15 protein-coding genes and 1 pseudogene are annotated in these 20,283 nt (G+C 58.7%); 12 read left to right on the top strand and 4 right to left on the bottom strand.

All coding sequences use genetic code 11. The features are described 5' to 3' along the window. Position 1 precedes the first annotated feature (1 nt). Both KGL31_04765 and KGL31_04760 read left to right on the top strand, forming a co-directional pair. Entirely contained in the window at positions 2-1,588 is a 1,587-nt protein-coding gene (locus KGL31_04765; protein MDE2321214.1) for a DUF4062 domain-containing protein, read from the top strand. Further along, complete coding sequence (locus tag KGL31_04760) at positions 1,588-4,293, top strand: DEAD/DEAH box helicase family protein (GenBank protein MDE2321213.1); 2,706 nt, start codon at positions 1,588-1,590, stop codon at positions 4,291-4,293. Before KGL31_04765 ends, KGL31_04760 begins: the two co-directional genes overlap by 1 nt. A gap of 213 nt (positions 4,294-4,506) precedes the next feature. Here KGL31_04760 and KGL31_04755 read toward each other — a convergent pair whose 3' ends face one another. Together KGL31_04755 and KGL31_04750 are read right to left on the bottom strand one after the other, a co-directional pair. Further along, positions 4,507-5,151: an ImmA/IrrE family metallo-endopeptidase gene (locus tag KGL31_04755; protein MDE2321212.1), complete on the bottom strand. Its 645-nt coding sequence runs from the start codon at positions 5,149-5,151 to the stop codon at positions 4,507-4,509. Next, positions 5,148-5,543, bottom strand: a complete 396-nt coding sequence (locus KGL31_04750) for a helix-turn-helix domain-containing protein (protein ID MDE2321211.1) — start codon at positions 5,541-5,543, stop codon at positions 5,148-5,150. The genes KGL31_04755 and KGL31_04750 overlap by 4 nt, the downstream gene beginning before the upstream one ends. Before the next feature lie 1,146 nt (positions 5,544-6,689). Here KGL31_04750 and KGL31_04745 point away from each other — a divergent pair. Beyond that, positions 6,690-7,784, top strand: a complete 1,095-nt coding sequence (locus KGL31_04745; GenBank protein ID MDE2321210.1) for a hypothetical protein — start codon at positions 6,690-6,692, stop codon at positions 7,782-7,784. 671 nt (positions 7,785-8,455) lie between these two features. Here the strand turns inward: KGL31_04745 and KGL31_04740 are convergent. Further along, a complete protein-coding gene (locus KGL31_04740; protein ID MDE2321209.1) occupies positions 8,456-8,707 on the bottom strand; it encodes a type II toxin-antitoxin system HicA family toxin in 252 nt (83 codons plus the stop codon). Beyond that, positions 8,707-8,931: a type II toxin-antitoxin system HicB family antitoxin gene (locus KGL31_04735; protein ID MDE2321208.1), complete on the bottom strand. Its 225-nt coding sequence runs from the start codon at positions 8,929-8,931 to the stop codon at positions 8,707-8,709. The genes KGL31_04740 and KGL31_04735 overlap by 1 nt, the downstream gene beginning before the upstream one ends. A 443-nt stretch (positions 8,932-9,374) precedes the next feature. On the opposite strand from KGL31_04735, the gene KGL31_04730 reads away from it, so the two are divergent. From KGL31_04730 to rfaE2, 9 genes and pseudogenes are all read left to right on the top strand, one after another. Further along, a complete protein-coding gene (locus KGL31_04730; protein ID MDE2321207.1) occupies positions 9,375-9,980 on the top strand; it encodes a hypothetical protein in 606 nt (201 codons plus the stop codon). 147 nt (positions 9,981-10,127) lie between these two features. Next, positions 10,128-11,237, top strand: a complete 1,110-nt coding sequence (gene purM / locus KGL31_04725) for a phosphoribosylformylglycinamidine cyclo-ligase (GenBank protein MDE2321206.1) — start codon at positions 10,128-10,130, stop codon at positions 11,235-11,237. Between the two features lie 880 nt (positions 11,238-12,117). Continuing rightward, positions 12,118-13,386 (top strand): efflux RND transporter periplasmic adaptor subunit, encoded by a 1,269-nt coding sequence (locus KGL31_04720; GenBank protein ID MDE2321205.1) that lies wholly within the window; start codon positions 12,118-12,120, stop codon positions 13,384-13,386. Between the two features lie 15 nt (positions 13,387-13,401). Continuing rightward, positions 13,402-16,473 (top strand): annotated as a pseudogene (locus KGL31_04715) (efflux RND transporter permease subunit). Between the two features lie 169 nt (positions 16,474-16,642). Next, positions 16,643-18,088, top strand: a complete 1,446-nt coding sequence (locus tag KGL31_04710; GenBank protein ID MDE2321204.1) for a CopD family protein — start codon at positions 16,643-16,645, stop codon at positions 18,086-18,088. A 145-nt stretch (positions 18,089-18,233) separates the two neighbouring features. After that, on the top strand, positions 18,234-18,590 hold the full coding sequence (locus KGL31_04705; protein MDE2321203.1) for a hypothetical protein: 357 nt from the start codon (positions 18,234-18,236) through the stop codon (positions 18,588-18,590). 47 nt (positions 18,591-18,637) lie between these two features. Beyond that, the gene (gene pal, locus KGL31_04700; GenBank protein MDE2321202.1) at positions 18,638-19,408 is read left to right on the top strand and encodes a peptidoglycan-associated lipoprotein Pal; all 771 of its coding nucleotides are present in this window, start codon (positions 18,638-18,640) and stop codon (positions 19,406-19,408) included. Between the two features lie 105 nt (positions 19,409-19,513). Next, positions 19,514-19,774, top strand: a complete 261-nt coding sequence (locus tag KGL31_04695) for a hypothetical protein (GenBank protein MDE2321201.1) — start codon at positions 19,514-19,516, stop codon at positions 19,772-19,774. Continuing rightward, positions 19,771-20,277 carry a D-glycero-beta-D-manno-heptose 1-phosphate adenylyltransferase gene (gene rfaE2, locus KGL31_04690; protein MDE2321200.1) on the top strand — a complete coding sequence of 169 codons (507 nt, stop codon included), beginning with the start codon at positions 19,771-19,773 and terminating at the stop codon, positions 20,275-20,277. Before KGL31_04695 ends, rfaE2 begins: the two co-directional genes overlap by 4 nt. The last annotated feature ends 6 nt before the right edge of the window (positions 20,278-20,283 follow it).

Genomic DNA, 20,283 nt, shown 5'->3' with positions numbered 1-20,283 from the left:
CGTGGCCACCACATCCATCTTTATCAGCAGCGTGCAAAAGGAACTGGCTGAGGAGCGCCGTGCAGTCAAGGCGTTCGTAGAGGGCGACGCGCTCCTGCGACGATACTTCACGGCATTCCTGTTCGAGGACCTGCCCGCCGCCGACCGCCGGGCTGACGAGGTATATCTGGACGAAGTCGATCGCTGCGCGATCTATGTCGGCTTGTTCGGCAACGACTACGGCCACGAAGACAAGGACGGTGTCTCGCCCACAGAACGCGAGTTCGACCGCGCCACGCTCCGCGCGAAACCTCGGCTCATATTCGTCAGAGGCACGGACGACAAGGTACGCCACAAGAAAATGCGGACCCTGGTCCGCAAGGCCGGCGACCAACTGATTCGACGCCGGTTCGGCAGCATTCCAGACCTGACCGCGGCCCTGTATGCGAGCCTCGTCGACTACCTCGAACGCGAAGGTTCGCTGCGCACCCGGCCGTTCGATGCCTCGATCTGCCCCGGATCGACTCTCGCCGATCTGTCCGAGGAGAAGCTGCGGTGGTTTCTCTCCCGCGCACGCCGCGAACGGCAATTTGCGCTCGCGGAGAATACCCCGCCGCAGGAGGCTCTCGCGCATCTCAATCTGCTCGATGGTGGAATGCCGACACACGCCGCCGTGCTGCTGTTCGGCAGACAACCGCAAAGGTTCCTACTCACCTCCGAGGTGAAGTGCATGCACTTTCACGGAACTGAGATTCGCAAGCCGATCCCGTCATACCAGATCTACAAGGGCACGGTGTTCGATCTCGTGGACCAGGCGACAGATTTCGTCATGTCGAAGATCACACGAACAGTTGGCACCCGCGCCCAGGGACCGGAGGCGCCGGTCGAATACGAACTTCCAGAAAGGGCGGTGGCGGAGGCGATCGTAAATGCCGTGGCGCATCGCGACTATGCCAGCAATGCCAGCGTGCAGGTCTCGCTGTTCAGCGACCGGCTGGAGATCTGGAATCCAGGCGAACTGCCGCCGCCGTTGACTATGGAGCGGTTGCGCGTGCCGCACCCCTCGATCCCGCGCAATCCTTTGATAGCGGACCCGTTATTCCTCGCACGCTACATCGAGAAAGCCGGCACCGGCACGCTCGACATGATCGCGCTTCTTCGTGAGGCCGGCCTGCCAGAACCGGAATTCCGGCAGGACGGGGGAATGTTCGTACAGACCCTGTGGCGGAATTGGCTGACTGCGAAGGTCATGGAGGCTTTGGCGCTTGATGAACGGCAGAGGGAGGTAATTCAGCTCGTTCGGCGAAGCGGGCGCATAAGCAACACCGAGTATCAGGATGCATTTTCCGTCTCCAAGCCGACAGCCACACGGGACCTGGAGGTACTGAGGCGCAAGCAGGTACTCGTCAAGGTGGGACGCACTGGCAAAGGTACGCACTACGTCCTGAACCCGAAAGGGCTCACAAAGGGCTCAAAGGGCTCATCCACACCAAAGGGCTCACATACGGCTCAAAGGACTCCCGGCGCGGGCGATGCAGCGGCAGCTAAGCCTAGAAAGAAGCAGTCCATACCGACAGTGAAGCGGTCTATGAAGGGGACGAAGGGTTAATGAATGCGCTGAACCGTTTCTCCTCTCGTCGCCAGCGCCTCGACCACTCCTTCCTCAGCGTGAGGCTGAAGGAGGCGAAGTCCTACAGGCGCATCGCCGGCTACTTCCGCAGTTCGATCTTCGAGCTTGTCGGTGAAGAGATTGCCGCGATCCCCAAGGTGCAGATCGTCTGCAACAGTGAGCTGGACGCCGCCGATGTGGCCGTCTCGAAGCACGTCCGCGAGACCGCGCTGAAGGAGCGTTGGAACGAAGCGCCGTCGGAGGTCGAAGCGCTGCTGCACCGGGAACGCTATCGACGGTTGCATGATCTGCTGACGAGCGGTCGGGTCGAGATCCGCGTGGTGCCGAGAGACCGTGTCTTCATCCACGGCAAGGCCGGCGTCATCGAAGCGGCCGACGGATCGAAGACCTGTTTCCTGGGCTCGATCAATGAAACCAGGAGCGCCTTTGCGGAGAACTACGAAATCCTCTGGGAGGACCCTTCGCCGGAAGGCGTTACCTGGGTCGAAGAAGAGTTTGAGGCGCTCTGGAAGGACGCCTATCCGCTGCCCGACGCCATCATCGAGGAGATCAAGCGCGTCGCCGATCGCGTGGAGATCCGCTTCGAGGACGCGACGACTGAGGAACTGCCCGCGGCCGCGCTTGTCGAAAGTCCGATCTACCGGGGTGGAGAACAACTCCAGCCGTGGCAGCGCTCATTCGTGACGATGTTCCTCCAGCATCGCGAGACCTACGGCAAGGCGCGCCTGCTGCTCGCCGATGAGGTCGGCGTCGGCAAGACGCTCTCACTGGGCGCGAGCGCGATGATCTCCGCCTTGCTGGACGACGGCCCGGTGCTCATCCTCTGCCCCTCGACGCTGACGCTGCAGTGGCAGGTAGAGCTGACGGACAAGCTCGGCATTCCGAGCGCGGTCTGGTTGTCCACGAAGAAAGAGTGGATCGATGCGAAGGGCCACGTTATCAAGACGCGCGGGCCGGAGGACATCGCCCGCTGCCCATTTCGTATTGCCATCGTGTCCACCGGATTGATCGTCCACAATTCCGAAGAGCGCCGGTACCTGCTCGAACGCAAGTATGGGACGGTGGTTCTCGACGAGGCGCACAAGGCAAGACGGCGCGGTGGGCTGGGAGAGAAAAAGGGTGAACCGAACAACTTGCTCGACTTCATGATTCGGATCGGGGCGCGTACGAGGAACTTACTGCTCGGAACGGCGACGCCGATCCAGACCGAGGTACGCGAGTTGTGGGATCTGCTGCGAATTCTGAGTTCCGGCGCAGACTTCGTTCTCGGGCGCGAACCGTTTGCAAAATGGCCTGACTGGGAGAGGGCGCTTCCCACTGTGAAGGGCGAGGAGAGGCCGTCGGATGAGAAGGACGCCTGGGAGTGGCTTCGTAACCCGTTGCCTCCCGCCAGCGAGGACGCCCTGTTCGCAGCGCTGCGGCTGCAATTGGGGCTTCCCGACCAGACTTTTTTTACCGATCGCGGCTTCGGTTCGCTGGGATTCCTGGAAAAGCAGGAACTCGGGCAAGCCCTCGCTCACGGATTCCTGCGCGAGCATAACCCGATTGTGCGCCATACGGTGCTGCGCCGCCGGCAGACGTTGGAGGACGCCGGGCTGCTGGAGAAGGTCGGTGTGGATATCCATCCCGACCCGGATGCGCCGGCTGCTGCATACACGGGCGTCGGATTCAGCGGCCTTGGCTTGCTGACAAATCACCCGTTCGATCTCGCTTATCGGGCAGCGGAAGCGTTCACGGACGCATTACAAAAGCGTACCAGGGCGGCCGGGTTCATGAAGACGTTGCTCCTGCAACGCATCTGTTCGAGCTTCGCGTCAGGCCGGTCAACGGCCAAAAAGATGCTGCGGCGCGAGGTTCTTGAGGACGAGGAACAGACGAAGCTGATCGAAGAGGCGCTCAGTGCGCTTACGCCTGAAGAAACAGGACACCTGCGCACGATTGTCGAGGAATTGTCGCGTCCGGAAGCTCGCGACCCGAAACTCGCCGCGGTCAGGTACTTCCTTACAGAGCATCGCACCGAGGGCAAGACCTGGCTCGAGCACGGCTGCATCGTCTTCAGCCAGTACTACGACACGGTGTATTGTGTCGGCGCAGAACTGGCGAAATTGTTGCCGGGCGAGCCCGTTGGCGTCTATGCGGGCGCGGGCAAGAGCGGTCTCTTCCGCGGTGAGGACTTCGCCTCGGTCGAGCGTGAGGACATCAAGGCTGCCGTCAAGAAGCGTGAGGTTCGCCTTCTTGTCGCCACCGATGCCGGATGTGAGGGGTTGAACCTGCAGACCCTCGGTACGCTCATCAACGTCGATCTGCCGTGGAATCCGTCACGGCTTGAGCAGCGGCTTGGCCGGATCAAACGACTCGGACAGGCACGGCGGACCGTGGATATGCTCAACCTCGTCTATCACGAAACCCAGGACGAAAAGGTCTATCAAGTTATATCGCGCCGTATGAAGGACCGGTACGATATCTTCGGCGGCCTGCCGGATACGATCGAAGACGAATGGATCGAGAACGTGGAGGATCTGGAAGCCATGATGGACGAGTACATCCATCTTCGGCAGCAAGCGCGCGACGTCTTCGAGATGCGATACCAGGAAACCATCGACCCGGACAAGGACCGCTGGGAATTGTGCTCGCGTGTGCTTGCGCGGCGGGATGTCGTCGATCGCCTCTCGGCGCCATGGTAATTCGGTAGGTCGTGGAGGGGAAGTTCAGCGAATAGCACAATTTCCGGAAGATCCCATATTCAATATCTTCCTCACGCTCCTTGAGATCAACACGATCGCCTTCCTCCCGTCTGGCTCCAGATCTCCTATTCCTTCATTCCTTATCGTGCCGCTACCACCGGCCTCACAGTTCGGGGGGTATCGTCCGTTCCTCTGTGTCGGCTTATGACAACCTCACTCCAGGAAGTCCAACTCCTCCCTCACGGCGGTGTCGATCTTCTTCAACGCATCGACAGGCCAACACTGCAATCGGATACGCATGACCTGAGGGGACACGAGATACTTCCGGCTCAGTCGATCTACGACGTAGGCTTTGACCGCTTCGGGGTTCGTAAACCCCACGCGGCGAACCATCTCAGGATACAGTCGGTGAGCATCCTCAAGCCCAGGCCCGGGAGGAATCAGTAACGCCGACGCAAGCCACTTCGCGTTTCGATCAATTTCGTGGTATCGCTCCGATTCATGAAGCTGGATGACCTCTTCCACTGATGTCACCGTCGCCAGCAGTTTCCGATGGAGCTTGAGGTGAGCAAACTCTTCAGCGACTGTGAAGCGATAGAAAGAAAGATTGCCATCCGCAACCTCCCTATCGACCAGGATGGTGAAGCGGGCCTCTTGGGGGTGGCTGATCACCGCGCCCGCGACGCCGTGAACCGTTCGTAATCCGGGCAGGTAGTCAAGGATCGTGTCCGGTTCCTGCTCCACGATATAGTCGATATCAATTGGGATTGTTAGCCCAAGCCAGCGTTCTTCCAAGAGGAGTTTGGCAATCTGTTCTAGTCTGGGAATGGAGTAGGCGGGAACGTCTTCGATCTTCACCGTTGGGGCTTTCCGAGGCGCTGGTTGATATAGTCCGTCAGCTTAGTTAAGTCCTCTCGGGTGAGCCGCTTATTCTCGATCGTGCGAAGCAGTACCGGAATCCCTGGAGTCTTTGAAGCAAAGGCCGCGACATCCGGCGGTAAGGCAGGCTGTTTGTGGGCGACCGCGAGATCAAACAATCGCGTACGCTCCGCAGACCCCTCGGGGAGGCCGAGGGTGTCGGCAATGTTCGCCAACACTGCGGGATCTTGCGGAGGGGCTACTCGTCCATGTTCCACATTGCTAAGGTTGGACGGCTGCATGTCGATCGCTTCAGCCAAGCTGCGGAGGCCATACCCGGCCTTGAGACGGCACTCTCGAAGGTATGTTCCAAAGGCGTGATGGGTGACCATCGTCTCCTCCCGTGTGACTGTTATATGACCTATATAACTATAGGCCCGAGGAGATGACGTGTCAAGCGGGGTATCTGCGGCATTCGTCGACAAATCTGGCGGCACCTTTGGTGCCAGTTCAGTCTCCGAAAACAGCGTATTTTGTCTGCCTTGGTCGCTACGGTATGTTCTACCCCTCCCCGCGTCAATGTTCAGTGACTCCACTGTTGACGCGAGGTTGCGGAGATAGGCTTGGTCGGTCTCAAAATCCTGGTGTCGACGGTTCGATTCCGCCCCTGCCCACCATCCCTTCCTCTCTAAAATCGCCAAGTTATAGTGGCCGCTGTTGCCCAACTCACGCGCGGCCGCGAGCAATTGCGTCAGAGTTGTGCTAATTCTCCTATCCAGGTTGACTTGTGGTTCTTCCGCTTGTCTTGTCGTGAGTAAATGTCCTGGCATAGATACCTTCCTCAATCTCAAACAAGGAGGGTCATCATGCGCGATACTGAACTGTACCGGCTCCTGTTGGGATCGTTGGAGCCATGGACCGTGGATCGAGACCGGGTACGATTAGTTGTTGCGCAAAAGGATAAGTAGGTTCGGGCTCAGTTATCTGAAGACCTTGCCATAGTTCTACCGACGGATTGCGATGAAGGGATTGTTTTTGAGGCTTTGCGACTTGGCGCCAGCGACGTTATGGCTATCAACAACCGAGGGATGCCGGGAAAGGCGGTAATGGCGATTCAAAGAGACGAGGCAAGGAACATCGCCTCTCCTGTTTTGCGAGGACAGATCATATCCGCCAAAAGGCGTATTGACGCTAAGCGACCACCGCCATATTGTCAGGCCCGAAAACAGCCGGAAAACAACCTGTTCAAGCGAATTCTCCGGCTCGGCGGGTTTGTGTGGGTTCTTCGCGAGCCTTACGTTCTTTTCTGACGAAGCAGGCCCAGAAGGAGGAGATGCTCTATGGGATGATGAAACGAGGTGTTAGGATCAAAAAGCAAAAGATTTTAACCCTTACGCTGGCAGCTGGGTTAATGCGATAGACGGCAACACAGGTAATATCACGTGAGAATAGGCTCATTTATCACGTGCGGTTTCTGTTCTCCAGTCGAATAGACAAAAGCGATTTTCTATCTTCTCAACAACAAGGAGACAATCATTATGAGAGCTTTCCTGAAAACGTCGAGGGAACTCACAGTCATTCTTACAATGCTTTTCCTTAGCACCAGTGCATTCGGTCTGGCATACGCAGAGGATGAACACGCTGGCGCGCAGTGTGCGGAGCCTCTTGGCGCGCATGGTTGCAAAACAACCATCCAGGCTGCTATCGACGCGGCGAGCCCTGGTAACACCATCGACGTTTACCCTGGCAACTACACGGAAACCGCCAGCGGTCGCACGCTCGCATCAATCGGAGGCACCTATCAGTTCGGGCTCTTCATCGGCTTGAACAGGAGCGGGATTACGATTCGCGGCGTCGATACGGATGGCGAGCGTATTGATAACTACCGCGAGGTCAAGGCCTTCATCACGACCAATTCGACCAGCGACTTCGGTCCCAGCGGCATCTTCGTCGAGGGCGACGGGGTCACAATCAGCGGGCTGGGGATCGGCGTGAACCTTCACGGCCAGAACAAGACGATCGAGGTCATCGGCGACGATTTCACTCTTAGTGACTGCGACATCTCTGATATCGGGGGGAGCGTCTACATAAACGACTTCAGTTTTGATACGATCAACAATAGCTCGCACTTGCGGAGCTATCGTATCGAGGGCAACAACTTCCAGGACGGAGTCAGCATAGACATCGCGAATGGAGCCGGCTTTTCTGGACCGGTAAAGGGCCGGGTGATCAAGAAAAATAAGTTCGCCAACTCGAACTATTGGCCTTCGATCAGCTTCAACGGATCCGACACGGGCGTGGAGTGGTTCATCTATTCGGTGGGCGGCGCGGTCATCCGCGATAACACATTTGTCAATACCTTCGACTCTAGTGATTCTTTGCAACTCCTAAAAGAGGGGCACATTCGCGCACGCGGAACGTACGACAACAGCCAGTTCGACTGGAAAATGTATTTTAATGAGAACAAGTTTGACAGTGCGTATGCGACTGGACCCAAGCCGCCGAAGGACTTGCGCACCTATTCGTACACGAGCGGCACTTATGTATTTAATAACATTCGGCGCATAGGTGCGCTACTGGCAGGTGAGCAGGCCATCGCACAACCGGGCGACAAGATCATATCGAAGCATTAGCAGACATTTCCGCGGTATCTTCCAAAACGAGAGCCTCAACTACCCGGCGTCGAACGGCTACTACGTGTTCGACATCCAGTTCAATAACCCTAGTTGGGCTGCCGCAAACAATTACGGTTATGGCGGGGGAGCACCACAGGCCCCCTGTGTTGAACTGCCAGTCGCTCCCGACCAGCTCGGCGGGAAGGAGTAAGCGAATTAGCTCTTGGCCTATTGTAGTCTCCGGCTGACAAGCCAGAGAAACCCGGTCCCCCGTTTGGGACCGGGTTTCTCTTTTGGCGCGCTTCCACCCAACTGCTGGGTTGAAAAAAGAAAAAGGGACATTCTGAATTGTTGAGCCTAACTTTCGCTCATGAGACCGAAGCGCTACGCGCGGCTGAGCATTGCGTTAAGGTTTCCAATGGAATTGACTTCTCCTTCAATTTGATCTCGACTCAGACAATTGGCAGACAGGCGAATCAATAGGCCGAAAGATCATTCCAACGTGAGAATCTTCTTTCACCTTGATATAGTGCGGTTAAGGGCATGTGTTTTGCTCTGGCCAAGAACCTGACGCACTTCGGTGGAGCGTTTATTACACAGGATAGGCGGGGGCACATCGGACTGAAACGGGGAGAGTCAGGGCGCGGGAATAGTGGTGCTATAAAGCTCACCGCGCATTCGCGGATTCATCAAGTCCCGACGCATGTCTCTTCGTAGGCCTTGAGGAATTCGTCTTGGGCGATACTCGCTTGGATGCAGATGGTGCGGAGGGTCGAGCCTCTGATGTCGGAGTGATTAGGTATGGTGAGGGATGTTTGCGTCCCATCCGGGTTCTTGCGCACCATCGCCAGATGCGGCCCCTCTCGGACCACCTGGAAGCCCAGCCGCTCCAGGGGCTTGATGGCTCTTGTTTTCTGGGCCTCCACCGGAAAGTTGGGCATCAGACCGTGACTGTGGCTTCCGCAATGAAGGCGTCCAGGATGGGGGACTCGGCTTCCAGCGCCTCCGGTCCAAAGGTCTGGATGTGGAAGCGGATGGCCGATCGCACATCCTCCAAGGCATCCTCGTAGGTCTCGCCTTCGCCGATCACTACCCCTTTGAGCCCCATGGGATAGGCGACATAGCCCTCCGGATGTTTCTCCACGATCACCTTGAAGTAACGCATCATCGTTCCCTTCTTCGGCTAAGAGAAGAGCCGTTTCAGATCTTGTCCGATGGATCATACTCCTTCGCGCTCCCAGGCGCAAGCCGACCTCGCGCCACACCGTAGAAATGCAGGATTGGTGCATACGCGCCTCTCTCAAAGGGGGTGGGCAAGTGGAGAGTCGGGGGCTATCGTTTCCGCCATTAGCAGTCTTACGAGCGCCATAATGTTAAGCCGCCGGCACTACGGGCCTGCTGTGGCCTCCATGCGGAGAAGGCTTTGCTTTTGGTGATAGCGGCGGGAAGTGTGGTACAGTATGCACATGCCTTCCATCCTGGACAGCAAAAAAGCCGAGGAGCGCGCAAGGTTTCTTCGACTACCGCCCCTCGAACGGGCGGAGGCCATGCATCGCCTGATCTCCAGCATCTTTGCCCTCAAAGCCGATGCGGAGGGGGTCTCGGTCTATGAAATCTATCAAAGATACCTTCGAGACAATCCGCGGCATTATCAGCGCTCTGCCCGTTAAGGTTGACATGGCCGTGGTCGGCGGCTATGCCGTCATCCTGCATGGAATCGAGCGGACCACTCTTGACGCAGACTTCTGCCTGTACTCGGACGTGATTCGAACGTCCGGGACTGATGCGTTCTTCGCCGTGTTGACGCAACACCTTCCGGAGCGATTTCGCGCGGAGCTGATTCAAGGGAGCAAGGTTCCGGAGGAGCCCTTTAAGCACGATATCATCTTTCTTGAGGATCGCAGGGGCGAATATCCGCGGATGGACCTGCTGATTGCGCGATATACATGGGAGCTGGAGGCCATCGAGCGGGCTGAGCATCTTCCGGGTGTCTCCATCCCCGTGCTGACTAAACCGCATCTTGTCGCCATGAAACTACAGGCTACAGGATTCAAAGACGCCGACGATGCGGTGAACCTCATCCGCTTGATGACGGAGGAAGAAAAAGCGATCACCTTTCAACTTGCTGAGCGGACTGGTCGAGATAGGAAGTTGGCCCGCCTGCTTGCCCCCACAGAAGAAGAGGTTCGAGACATTCCTGAGGAGATTCTTTGAGCCTTGGCGGATAACCTACGATCCTGCTTGACGCGCTCCGGCGAATCTCTTACTGTTGGCTGACGCTTGGTCGGTTCGTGGTGCCGCTGTCCGGCGTTCCGACATATTCTGAGGTTAATGCAGCGACGTCAGAAGGGGACAGAGGAAATGCAGAAGTATCCAGAGGACGCAGCGAGCTATCGTGGTGCCGGCGTCGATGTCGAGCGGGAAGAGCAGGTGCTGTCCCGTGTGATCGAGACGGTGAGCCAGACGTTTGCCTTCGTGCGAGGGGTCGGGAAGCCGGTTCTGCCGATCGGCTTTTTTGCCAACGTCATCGACATCGGTCACGGGATAGGTCTGGCCCTCTCTACCGACGGGGTAGGCACGAAGCTCATGGTTGCGCAGATGATGCAGAAGTACGACACGGTCGGGATCGACTGCATGGCCATGAATGTGAACGATGTGCTCTGTGTAGGCGCGCGCCCGACAGCATTTCTGGATTATATCGCGGTGCAACACGCGAACCCGGACCTCATCGATCAGCTCATGCAAGGGTTGAAGGAAGGGGCGCGTCGCGCAGGGGTGGCCATCTGCGGTGGAGAGATCGCCCAGGTCAGGGAGATGCTTGCGTCCGAGCGTGAGGGGTGGGGATGCGATCTGGTCGGGATGTGTGTCGGGCATGTTCCGCTCGACAAGATAATCGTTGGAAAGTCGGTGACTCCCGGCGATGTCATTATCGGGATTCGAAGCAGCGGGATCCATAGTAATGGTCTGACGCTGGCCCGACAGGTCCTGTTCGCGCAGAACAAGTATACCGTGGACACGAAGTTCGAGGCGCTTGGGCGGACGCTTGGGGAAGAGTTGCTGGAGCCGACTATCATCTACGTGCCGGAGGTGGTTGAAGCGCTAGAGCGACCGCTGGCCATCAAAGGACTCGCCCATATCACGAGCGACGGGTTGCTGAACCTCCTGCGACTGGACACCGCATCTCACGCGGTCGGATATGAGATCGACCAACTCCCGCCGATCCCTCCGATATTTTCCCTGATTCAGCAATCAGGCGGTATCCCCGATCACGAGATGTTTCAGGTCTTCAACATGGGGATCGGGTTTTGTGTCGTTGTCGCTGAGGAGGATGCAGAGCCTTTTGTGGAAATCGTGAAACATCACGGCCGGGAAGCGTTGCAGATCGGCCGCGTGGTACGCGATCCGGAGCACAAAGTCGTCATTCGACCCCGCGGTCTGGTCGGCCATGGTAATCAATTCATGAAGGTGTAACAAAAAGGTCTGTCCTGTAAACGCCGTATCGTACTTGGACAGGCTCAGCACGAACGGATTATCAAGGGGATGGCTTCCAGATTGTACGTGGGTTAATTGCTGTCCGTCATTCCGGCGTACGCCGGAATCCAGATTCTCACACGAGTTCCACAATCAAGTTCTACATCACTGGATGCCGGCTTTCGCCGGCATGACGACCTTTTCCACCCACACAAGATTCGAAAGAGCCATAAGGGGATGTCTGAAACACTGCGCTCGAAAACTGAGTCGCTCAGGCCCAGCACGACTTTGAACATATTGGATTGAAAGCGTAAACGGGTCGTGATAGAATTGAGTTGTCCTCGACAGCGAAAGGGATGACTCAATGGGACGGGGATCTGGATCGACAGCTCCGACCGTAGCTCTCATCGCGGCTATCTGCCTGTTGTGGGTCTATCCATTTTGCCTATTCCACCAGGCCAGCACTGTTGCGTACCACCGCGTTAACTCGCCTGACTTCGATCATGGCTCATCCTCACCCGCCATTTGCGATGCGCACCTGTTTCATGCGGCAATAACCGGCCAAGAAACGGGCGCCGACGCAAAGGCCGGTCTCAGCCTCCACAGTTTTTCTCCGTCAACAGCTCTCTGTGAACGGTTCTGGGCCGTCAGACACCGTGAACTGAGTAGCGCCTTGCTGACTGGGTCCCGATCCGTCTTGCCTTCCTTTTCTAACAAGCTGCATATACTATACGTGGTCTACCAGGTTTAATTGCCCCGCCCGCGTTCTCGCATTATAGGCATCTCCTCGACCGTGCTGATTCGTGTTTCTGCCCGTGCGATTACCCGGCGAGGGGATCGACCTCCCAAATTCCTTCATCTCATTGTTGGTGAGTAGTCAATGGTGCAAGTAAAGCAACTCGTGAGTGCGACATTACTGGCAATCGCCGTTGCGGCGGGAGGCTGCGGTAAGCAGGAGACCGCGCCGGCGTCGCACGAGACGGGTAAGGTAGCACACCCTCCTGGTTCGGAAGAACATCGGCATGACCATGCGCCGCACGACGAAGAGCGTCGGGAGACGGTCGGCCCCGGCGAGGCGCCAATCGGCGTCCGACTGACTCCGGAAGAGCGCGAGAACATCGGCCTCAGGACCGAGGTTGTCCAGCTTCGGCCGGTTGAGGATGTCCGCAAGCTGAATGGGATTGTCAAGCCGCATCCCGATCGGTTAGCGCAGGTGACCAGCCGCGTACCGGGCATCGTGCTCAGTGTTCATGCGTCGCTTGGCGCCTGGGTCAGGCGCGGCGATGATCTGTTGGACATCAAAAGTGTGGAGCTGGAACGGCTGGAGTTAAGCCTGATTCAGGCGGAGAACAGGTTGGCGCTGACGAAGCTGGATCTGGAGCGAGTGCGACAACTCGTTGAACGGGAAATTGTGGCCCGGAAGGAACTGCTGGCCCTCGAGAACCGACATCGGGAGACCCTGAATGAGATCGAGAGCCTGACGCGCCAACTGAACTTTCTCGGCCTGCCTCAGCAGGCGATCACGCGGATTCGTGAGGAGCAGACGGTCGCCACGCTGCATTTGCCGGCTCCCATTGGTGGGACGATCGTCGAACGCAACGTCGTGATTGGCCAAGCGATTGAGCCCAACGTGGCGTTGATGAGGATTATTGACGCCTCGATCATGATTGTCGAGGGGGAGGCCTTCGAGGACATCCTGCCGATGCTGAAGCTCGGACAGAAGGTCCGGGTGGTTGTCGCTGCGTATCCGGATGAGGTGTTCGAGGGGAAGATCAGCTTTATCAGTCCGACGGTCAACCCGATAAAGCGGACCATTCCGGTGTGGGCAGAGGTCATCAATCGCCGGGGGTTACTGAAACAGGATCTCTTTACTCAAGTCTACGTCATTGTCGGCGAGAAGCGCAGAAGCCTCACTATCCCGGTTGAGGCTCTTATCAGTGCTGAAGGATCGGAGTTCACCTTTGTCGAACGCGGCGGCGTGTATCTCCGCGCAGACCTCGGATTGGGAACCCGGAATGACCGCTTCGCTGAGGTTACGCGAGGTCTCACAGCAGGGGATCGGGTTGTCACGGACGGCAGCCGCCAGCTCTACACGAAGTGGCTTACGGCCCAAGGCGGCGGATCGGCCCTTGGCGGGCACACACATTGATGTGCGGAGCGTGAGATGTTTGCCTGGATCATCGAACGGTCACTGACAAATCGCGTCCTCGTGGTGGTCGCCTTCGTGGTCCTGCTGATTGTGGGTGTATTCACGCTACGCCGGATCACGGTCGATGTCTTCCCCGAGTTTGCCCCACCTCAGGTCGTCATTCAGACCGAGGCGCCCAGCCTGCCGCCCCAGGACGTCGAATTCCTCATTACCGTCCCGATTGAGTCCGCTATTAATGGAACGCCTGGGGTGGAGGTGATCCGGTCGAAATCAACCGCCGGGCTGTCAAGCGTTGTTGTGGTCTTCAAGTGGGGGACCAACATCTATGCGGCCCGCCAACTCGTGAGCGAACGCCTTCAGGTGGTCCAGGATCGACTTCCAGCGGGAACCAAGAGTCCTGTGATGCTTCCGATCACGTCAGCGGTGGGCTGGCTTGTCAAATATGCGCTCACAAGCGACCGCGTCTCCCTGATGGAGCTTCGGACGATCTCAGACTGGGAGATCCGCAATCGGCTGCTGGCGATCCCCGGCGTGGCGTCAGTGGTCTCCATCGGCGGCGAGGTGAAGCAGTATCAGGTGCTGCTGTCTTCGGACAAACTGTTTCAATACGGCCTGACCGTCAAGGAGATCCTTGATGCTGTCAGGAAGGCGAACGTCAGTATGCCTGGAGGCTTTCTGGTAACGCCCGGCCAGGAGTACGTGATCACCGGGGCCGGTCGGATCTCGTCGCTCCAGGAACTCCAACAGACCAAGGTGGCAGAGCGAGGCGGGACGCCGATCCGGTTGGATCAGGTGGCGACGGTCCGCTTCGGTCCGGAGTTCAAGCGGGGAGACGCATCGTGGGAGGGTAGGCCTGCCGTGATCGGAACGGTCTCGAAGCTGTTTGGGGCGGATACCTTGACGGTCACGTATCAGGTGGAACAGACGCTGAAGGAGATCCGCAAAACGCTGCCGCCGGGAGTCGAGCTGAATACGCAGGTCTTCCGCCAGGCGAGCTTTATCGAGTCCTCGATTTCCAACCTGCGCCAGGCTATCCTGGAAGGGGTGGTGGTCGTCAGCATCGTCGTCATCTTCTTTCTCTTCAATGTCCGGGCGTCGCTCATTACCTTGACGGCGCTGCCGACCTCACTGATCTTCGGTGTGCTGCTGCTCAAGGTGTTCGGGATCGGTATTAACGCTATGACCCTGGGGGGACTGGCCATTGCCATCGGCGAGGTCGTGGACGACGCGATCGTGGACGTCGAGAATATCATCCGCCGGCTCAGACGAGAGTCAGAGAAGGCCCGTCCCGATCCCCCCCTGAAGGTGATTTACGAGGCGTCGGTAGAGATCCGGCATGCCGTGGTCCACGCCACCTGGATCGTCCTGATCGTCTTCATGCCGATCTTTCTGCTTGGCGGGGTGGAGGGGCGGATCTTTACGCCGCTTGGGTTCGCGTACACCTTCGCGATCCTCGCCTCTCTCCTGGTCGCGGTGACGTTGGTCCCGGCCTTGGCCGCCATGCTGCTGATCCGTGGTGGGAAAGCCCAACCGGAACAGGAGAGCCTGACGGTCAGAGGCATAAAGCGGGCCTATGAAGCGCTCCTGCGCCGAGCGTTGCGCCGCCCCCGGTGGGTGATGGCCGCCTGCATAGTCCTGATAGCCGCCAGCCTGGCTGTGGCCCCGTTCTTCGGCCGCTCCTTCCTCCCCGAGTTCCGCGAAGGCAACTTCATCCTGCAGATGACGATGCTACCGGGGGTCTCGCTTGCGGAGTCGATGCGGGTGGGGGAGCGGATTGTCGGGATCTTGAAGCAGCATCCCGAGGTCATCTCCGTCTCCCAGCGGGCGGGTCGGGCGGAACTGGATGAGGAGGCGCTCCCGCCGAACGTGAGTGAATTCGATATCGCGATTCGATACAGCGCGCGCGATCCGGAACTGCTACTCCGTGCCATCCGCGAGCATCTGGAAAAGGTCCCCGGTGTCGCCACCGTGCTTGGTCAGTTCATCTCCCACCGGCTGGACGAGGTCCTCTCGGGCATCCGGGCCCAGATTGCCATCAAGCTCTACGGACCAGACCTGGCCGTGCTCCGCGCGAAAGGGCAGCAGGTCGAACAGATCATGAGGGACATCAATGGGGTCACGGATCTGCTGCTCGAGCCCCTCATTAATGTTCCAGGGATGCGGATCACGGTCGATCGGGAAGAGGCCTCCCGTCTCGGCCTGGACGTGGGCGACATCCTTGAGACGACCGAAGTGGCCTTCGGCGGACGATCGGTCTCTCGGGTTGTTGAAGGGCAGCGAGCGTTTGACCTGTTTGTCTGGTTTGACGAGACCTCCCGCAAGGACCGCGTCTCCATGCGAAACCTCTTGATCGATGCGCCACAAGGGCGAAAGATCCCGCTTCGGCTGGTGGCTGACCTTCGGATCGTGAACAGCCCCTTTATGATCAATCGGGAGCGGTTGCAGCGGCGGATCGTTGTTCAGGCGAACGTGGCGGACCGGGACCTTATCAGCGTGATCCGTGAGGTCCAAGACAGGATCGCCAGGGAGGTGCAGCTTCCCGCCGGCTACTTCATCGAGTATGGCGGGCAGTTTGAAAGTGAGCGGGAGGCGACGAGGATCCTGATGGTGTATGGCGGGCTTGCGGTGATCGGGATTTTCCTGATGCTGTACAAAGCCTTCAACTCGACCCGCGCTGCCCTCCTTGTCATGGCCAATCTCCCCTTGGCCCTGATCGGTGGCGTGGCGGCCATCCTGGTTACGGGGATGGTGACGAGCGTCCCCTCGCTGATCGGGTTTATCAGTGTATTTGGAATCGCATCTCGAAACGGGATCATCCTGGTCAGCCACTACCGGCGGCTTCGGGCTGAAGGCGTCTCGAAGGAGGAAGCCATTATCCAGGGGTCGAAGGACCGGCTGGCGCCGGTCCTGATGACGGCGGCCGCGGCCGCGTTGGGCTTGCTCCCTCTGTTGTTCGGCGAGGCGACCGGGAAAGAGCTGGAGCGGCCACTGGCCCAGGTTATCCTGGGAGGCCTCTTCACCTCAACCCTCCTGAACATGATCGTGGTGCCGACCCTGTTCATGCAGTTCGGCTGGGAGCGGGAGGAGATCTTCCGGCACCAGTTGGCTCTGGAGCGTGGCGATCCGTTTCGGCCGGGTGCACCGTCTTCGGATGTTCCGACAGTGAACTCAGAGCGAACCGTGCAATGACATTGCAGAAGGTCCCCCCACCTGCTCTCATGCCCATCGGTACGCCGGACGTGTAGAGAGTACTGGGATGAACAGATTATTACAATGGCCCGCCCTGCTGACAGCCGGCCTGCTGCTCTTTACGGCCGCCTCCGCGTGGGGCCACGCTTTCCCCGATCACTCGGAGCCGCAGGTAGGGTGGACGCCCCAGACGCCGCTCCCGCGCGCGAGACTGTGGTTTGATGGAGCGCTGGAGCCCGTCTTCAGTACGATCAAGGTGGTCGATGCTCGCTATCAGCAGGTTGACAAGGGGGACGGAGGGGTGAATCCTGCCGACCACACCGTCCTGGAGGCGTCTCTTCCGCCCCTGCCCTCAGGGCAATACCATATCTTGTGGAACGTTGTCGCTCACGACAGTCACCGCACCGAAGGCGATCTTTCGTTCACCATCGGTCCCGGCCTGTCCGAGCGGCCTCTGGCCACCAGCGTCCCCGCTACGCCTCCGCAGCTCTTTGTCCGCTGGCTCAGCTTCATCGGCCTCTCGATGCTGATTGGCACGCTGGCGTTTCGCTTGCTCGTTGTTCGATCAGTTGTGCTCCCGCCTGAAGGATTTGGGACGGTTGAGCAGCCGCTTCGGCGACTGGAGCTGAGTTCGATCATACTTGTGGCGCTGACGAGTATCGGCGAACTTATCCTGAGAACGCAGATGATGAGCGGCGGGCGCCTTGCCGAGCTACACGTCACCCTCCCGGTCGTGCTTCTACAGACCCACTTTGGCGTCGTCTGGCTCATCCGACTCGGGTTTGTTGGGCTCCTGGGCCTTGTATGGGGGCTGGGGCAGACGACTGCGCCGCAGCGCCAACGGGCCATTGTGCTCCCTCTTGCTGCGGCCGCGATTATCGCGTTGACAACAAGCCTGTCGGGACAGGCCGGGGAATGGGGAGACCTGACGATGCCTGTCCTCATCGACTGGATTCACTTGGTTGCGGTCGGCATCTGGATCGGCGGCCTCTTTACGTTCGGATTCGTGCTCCAGCACGTTGCCGTTCCCTCTGGCACGGACGAGGTGGCGCGTGGACTCACAGCGATCGGCCGCCCTTTCTCGAGGATGGCAGCCTACTGCGTGTTCACCCTGTTCGTAGCAGGGCTCTTTAACGCGTGGTTGCAGGTGGGGTCGCTGCAACTCCTTGTCGCGACCTCCTATGGGTTGACCCTACTTGCAAAACTCTTTCTGGTGGGGCTGGCATTAGCGCTGGCTGCCGTAAACCGGTATTACCTCTTACCGCTCCTGCGAGCCCCTGTTGAAGCGCGTAACCGACTACTGGTAAAAATGATCGGGCGGCTGGGCAGCGCGTGGCTCGTAGGGACAGGGAGCGACCAGGCATCGGCGATTCGCCGTCGCCTGCGCCAGTTCATGCGGCTGGAGTGGATCCTTGTCATCGCTGCCCTGGCTTTTGCGGCGCTTCTCACCCACCTCCCTCCGGCCCGCCACGTCCGCGCCCATCAACATCTTGAGCAGTATACCGTTCGCTAGCCCCACCGATCGAAGAGGCGAGGGTCGCCTTTGACGAGAGACAACAGAGTGTGATAAATTCAGCGAGTAAGATGAATCGGCGGGCAGGAGTCTGGTCTCTAAGGGAAAGCTGTTAACTATCAGTTGATTGTACAGGAGGGACGCGATGAGAACCAGCGGTGGGGCTGCTCGACAGCTCCTCACACTCGCCCTGATCAGTGTGGGGGCGCTACTCTGGGGCTGCTCAAGAGTGCATCTCAGGCCGGAATCCTACGATTGGGTTACCGGGGAGCGGACGGCGCCTGCTGCGGTGAGGGCAGCCAAAGCGGCCATGGCCGAGGCTCAGGCCGCGGGTGCGGCGAACGTTGGTGCAGCTCGGTACCCGATGGCGAAAGCGAGGGAGTATATCCTCCTGGCTGAGGATGAGCTGTCGGACCGCGACTTCGCGGCGGCGGAGACGACGGCTGAGATCGCCAGGAAGGCCGCAGAGCAAGCCAAGACGATCGCGCAGCACGGAAAATGAGCTGGCAGCTATAAGCTGACAGCGCCTCAAAGGGAGGGATCTCGAAGATGAACGGGAGTCCGAAGAGGGGCCGGGTAATCCGACTTGCGCTTGTCGCTGGATCGGTGGCTCTGACGATTGCAGGGTGTGCGACCACCGCTTCCTATCGCCCAGAGTATGAGAGTATGAGGACCGCCCTCGCCGAAACAAAGGCCGCGGGCGCCGAGATGCGCGCGCCCAAGGAATACGCTGCGGCAGAAGCCTGCCTGGATTGGTTTACCCATGAGGCCACTGAGTTCTATCCATTGGCCGATCCTGACGCCCGCATACGTGGTAAGTGTCAGGCCGCTTTTGTCGCGCTGAGGGAAAAAATGGCTGCCGCCCCAGAGGCTGAAGCTGCTCCGCCGGTAGGAGCAGCAGCAGAAGAAAAGGCGGCTGAAGTAGTCCCGCCTCCGGTGACGCCACAGCCGGAGACCGCTCAGGCGGCAGGAGCAGCAGAAGAAAAGGCATCGCCTCTGCAGGACATTTTCTTCGACTTTGACCGATCATCGATTCGGGCGGACATGAAAAAGAGCCTCGCCGAGAACGTTCTATGGTTGAAGGCGAATCCGACGGCCTCGATTATCATCGAGGGCCACTGCGATGAACGCGGAACCGTAGAGTACAACCAAGGGCTCGGCCAGCGACGCGCAGCGTCGATAAAGAACTACCTCGTAGCTGCCGGGATCAGCGCCAAGAGGATCACGGTCATCAGCTATGGGAAGGAGCGGCCCTTCGCTCAAGGCCACGACGAGTCGGCCTGGAAATGGAATCGGAGGGCTCATTTCGTTCTGCAATAATCACTTCCTCTTCCGGGAAACCGCCCTGCTTTATGCCGTTCGACCTGTCTGCCGTGACTCCGGTACAGGCAGGTCGAACGGCCACCAGTTTACGATAGGCTACGGATGTCTGAACGGATGATTTATGTGACGTATGATGAGATGCAGGCGGAACTGCTCCGCCTGCATCTAGAGCGCCACGGGGTCCCATGCTGGCTCCGTTCTATGCGAGTCGGTGGATTTCAAGGGATTACGTTCGGCCCGCTTGGGGAGATCCGGCTGATCACCTCCACTCCGTATGCTGAAAAAGGGAGACGGCTGATCGAACAGGCCATTCTGCATGGATCACTCTCTCTTGTACCAGGGAAGGTTGAGAAGGCGGAATGACGGTCGATGTCGGAAAGCTCCGAACCCTAGAAGAGCTGTGTGTCATCGTCAGGCAGCGCCGGGCGCTGGGCAAGCGGGTAGTGTTTACGAATGGCTGTTTCGATCTACTCCACCGAGGACATACCCGCTTGTTGCAGCAGGCGCGGGCGCTGGGCGACCTGCTGATCGTCGGTTTGAACAGTGATGCGTCCGTCCGACTTCTCAAGGGTCCGTCCCGACCTGTGCTCTTACAGGATGAGCGGGCAGAGTTACTCTCGGCTCTGGCCTCGGTCGACTACGTCGTGATCTTCGAGGAAGCGGACCCGAGCCGCATCATTGCAGCGCTTGAGCCCGATCTGTTGGTTAAGGGCGCCGACTGGGCCAAGGAAGAGGTCGTCGGTCGGCAGACGGTAGAGAGGCGTGGCGGGCAGGTTGTCACGATCCCGTTGATGGAGGGCTGTTCCACAAGCCGTATCGTGCGTCGTATCCTGGAGATGGCGCCTCCGCAACAAGCTGAAAGCTAAGGGTTA

The sequence above is a fragment of the Candidatus Methylomirabilota bacterium genome (assembly GCA_028870115.1).
In the GTDB taxonomy this organism is placed as follows: Bacteria; Methylomirabilota; Methylomirabilia; order Methylomirabilales; family Methylomirabilaceae; genus Methylomirabilis.
This window is presented reverse-complemented; position numbering and strand designations above follow the sequence as displayed.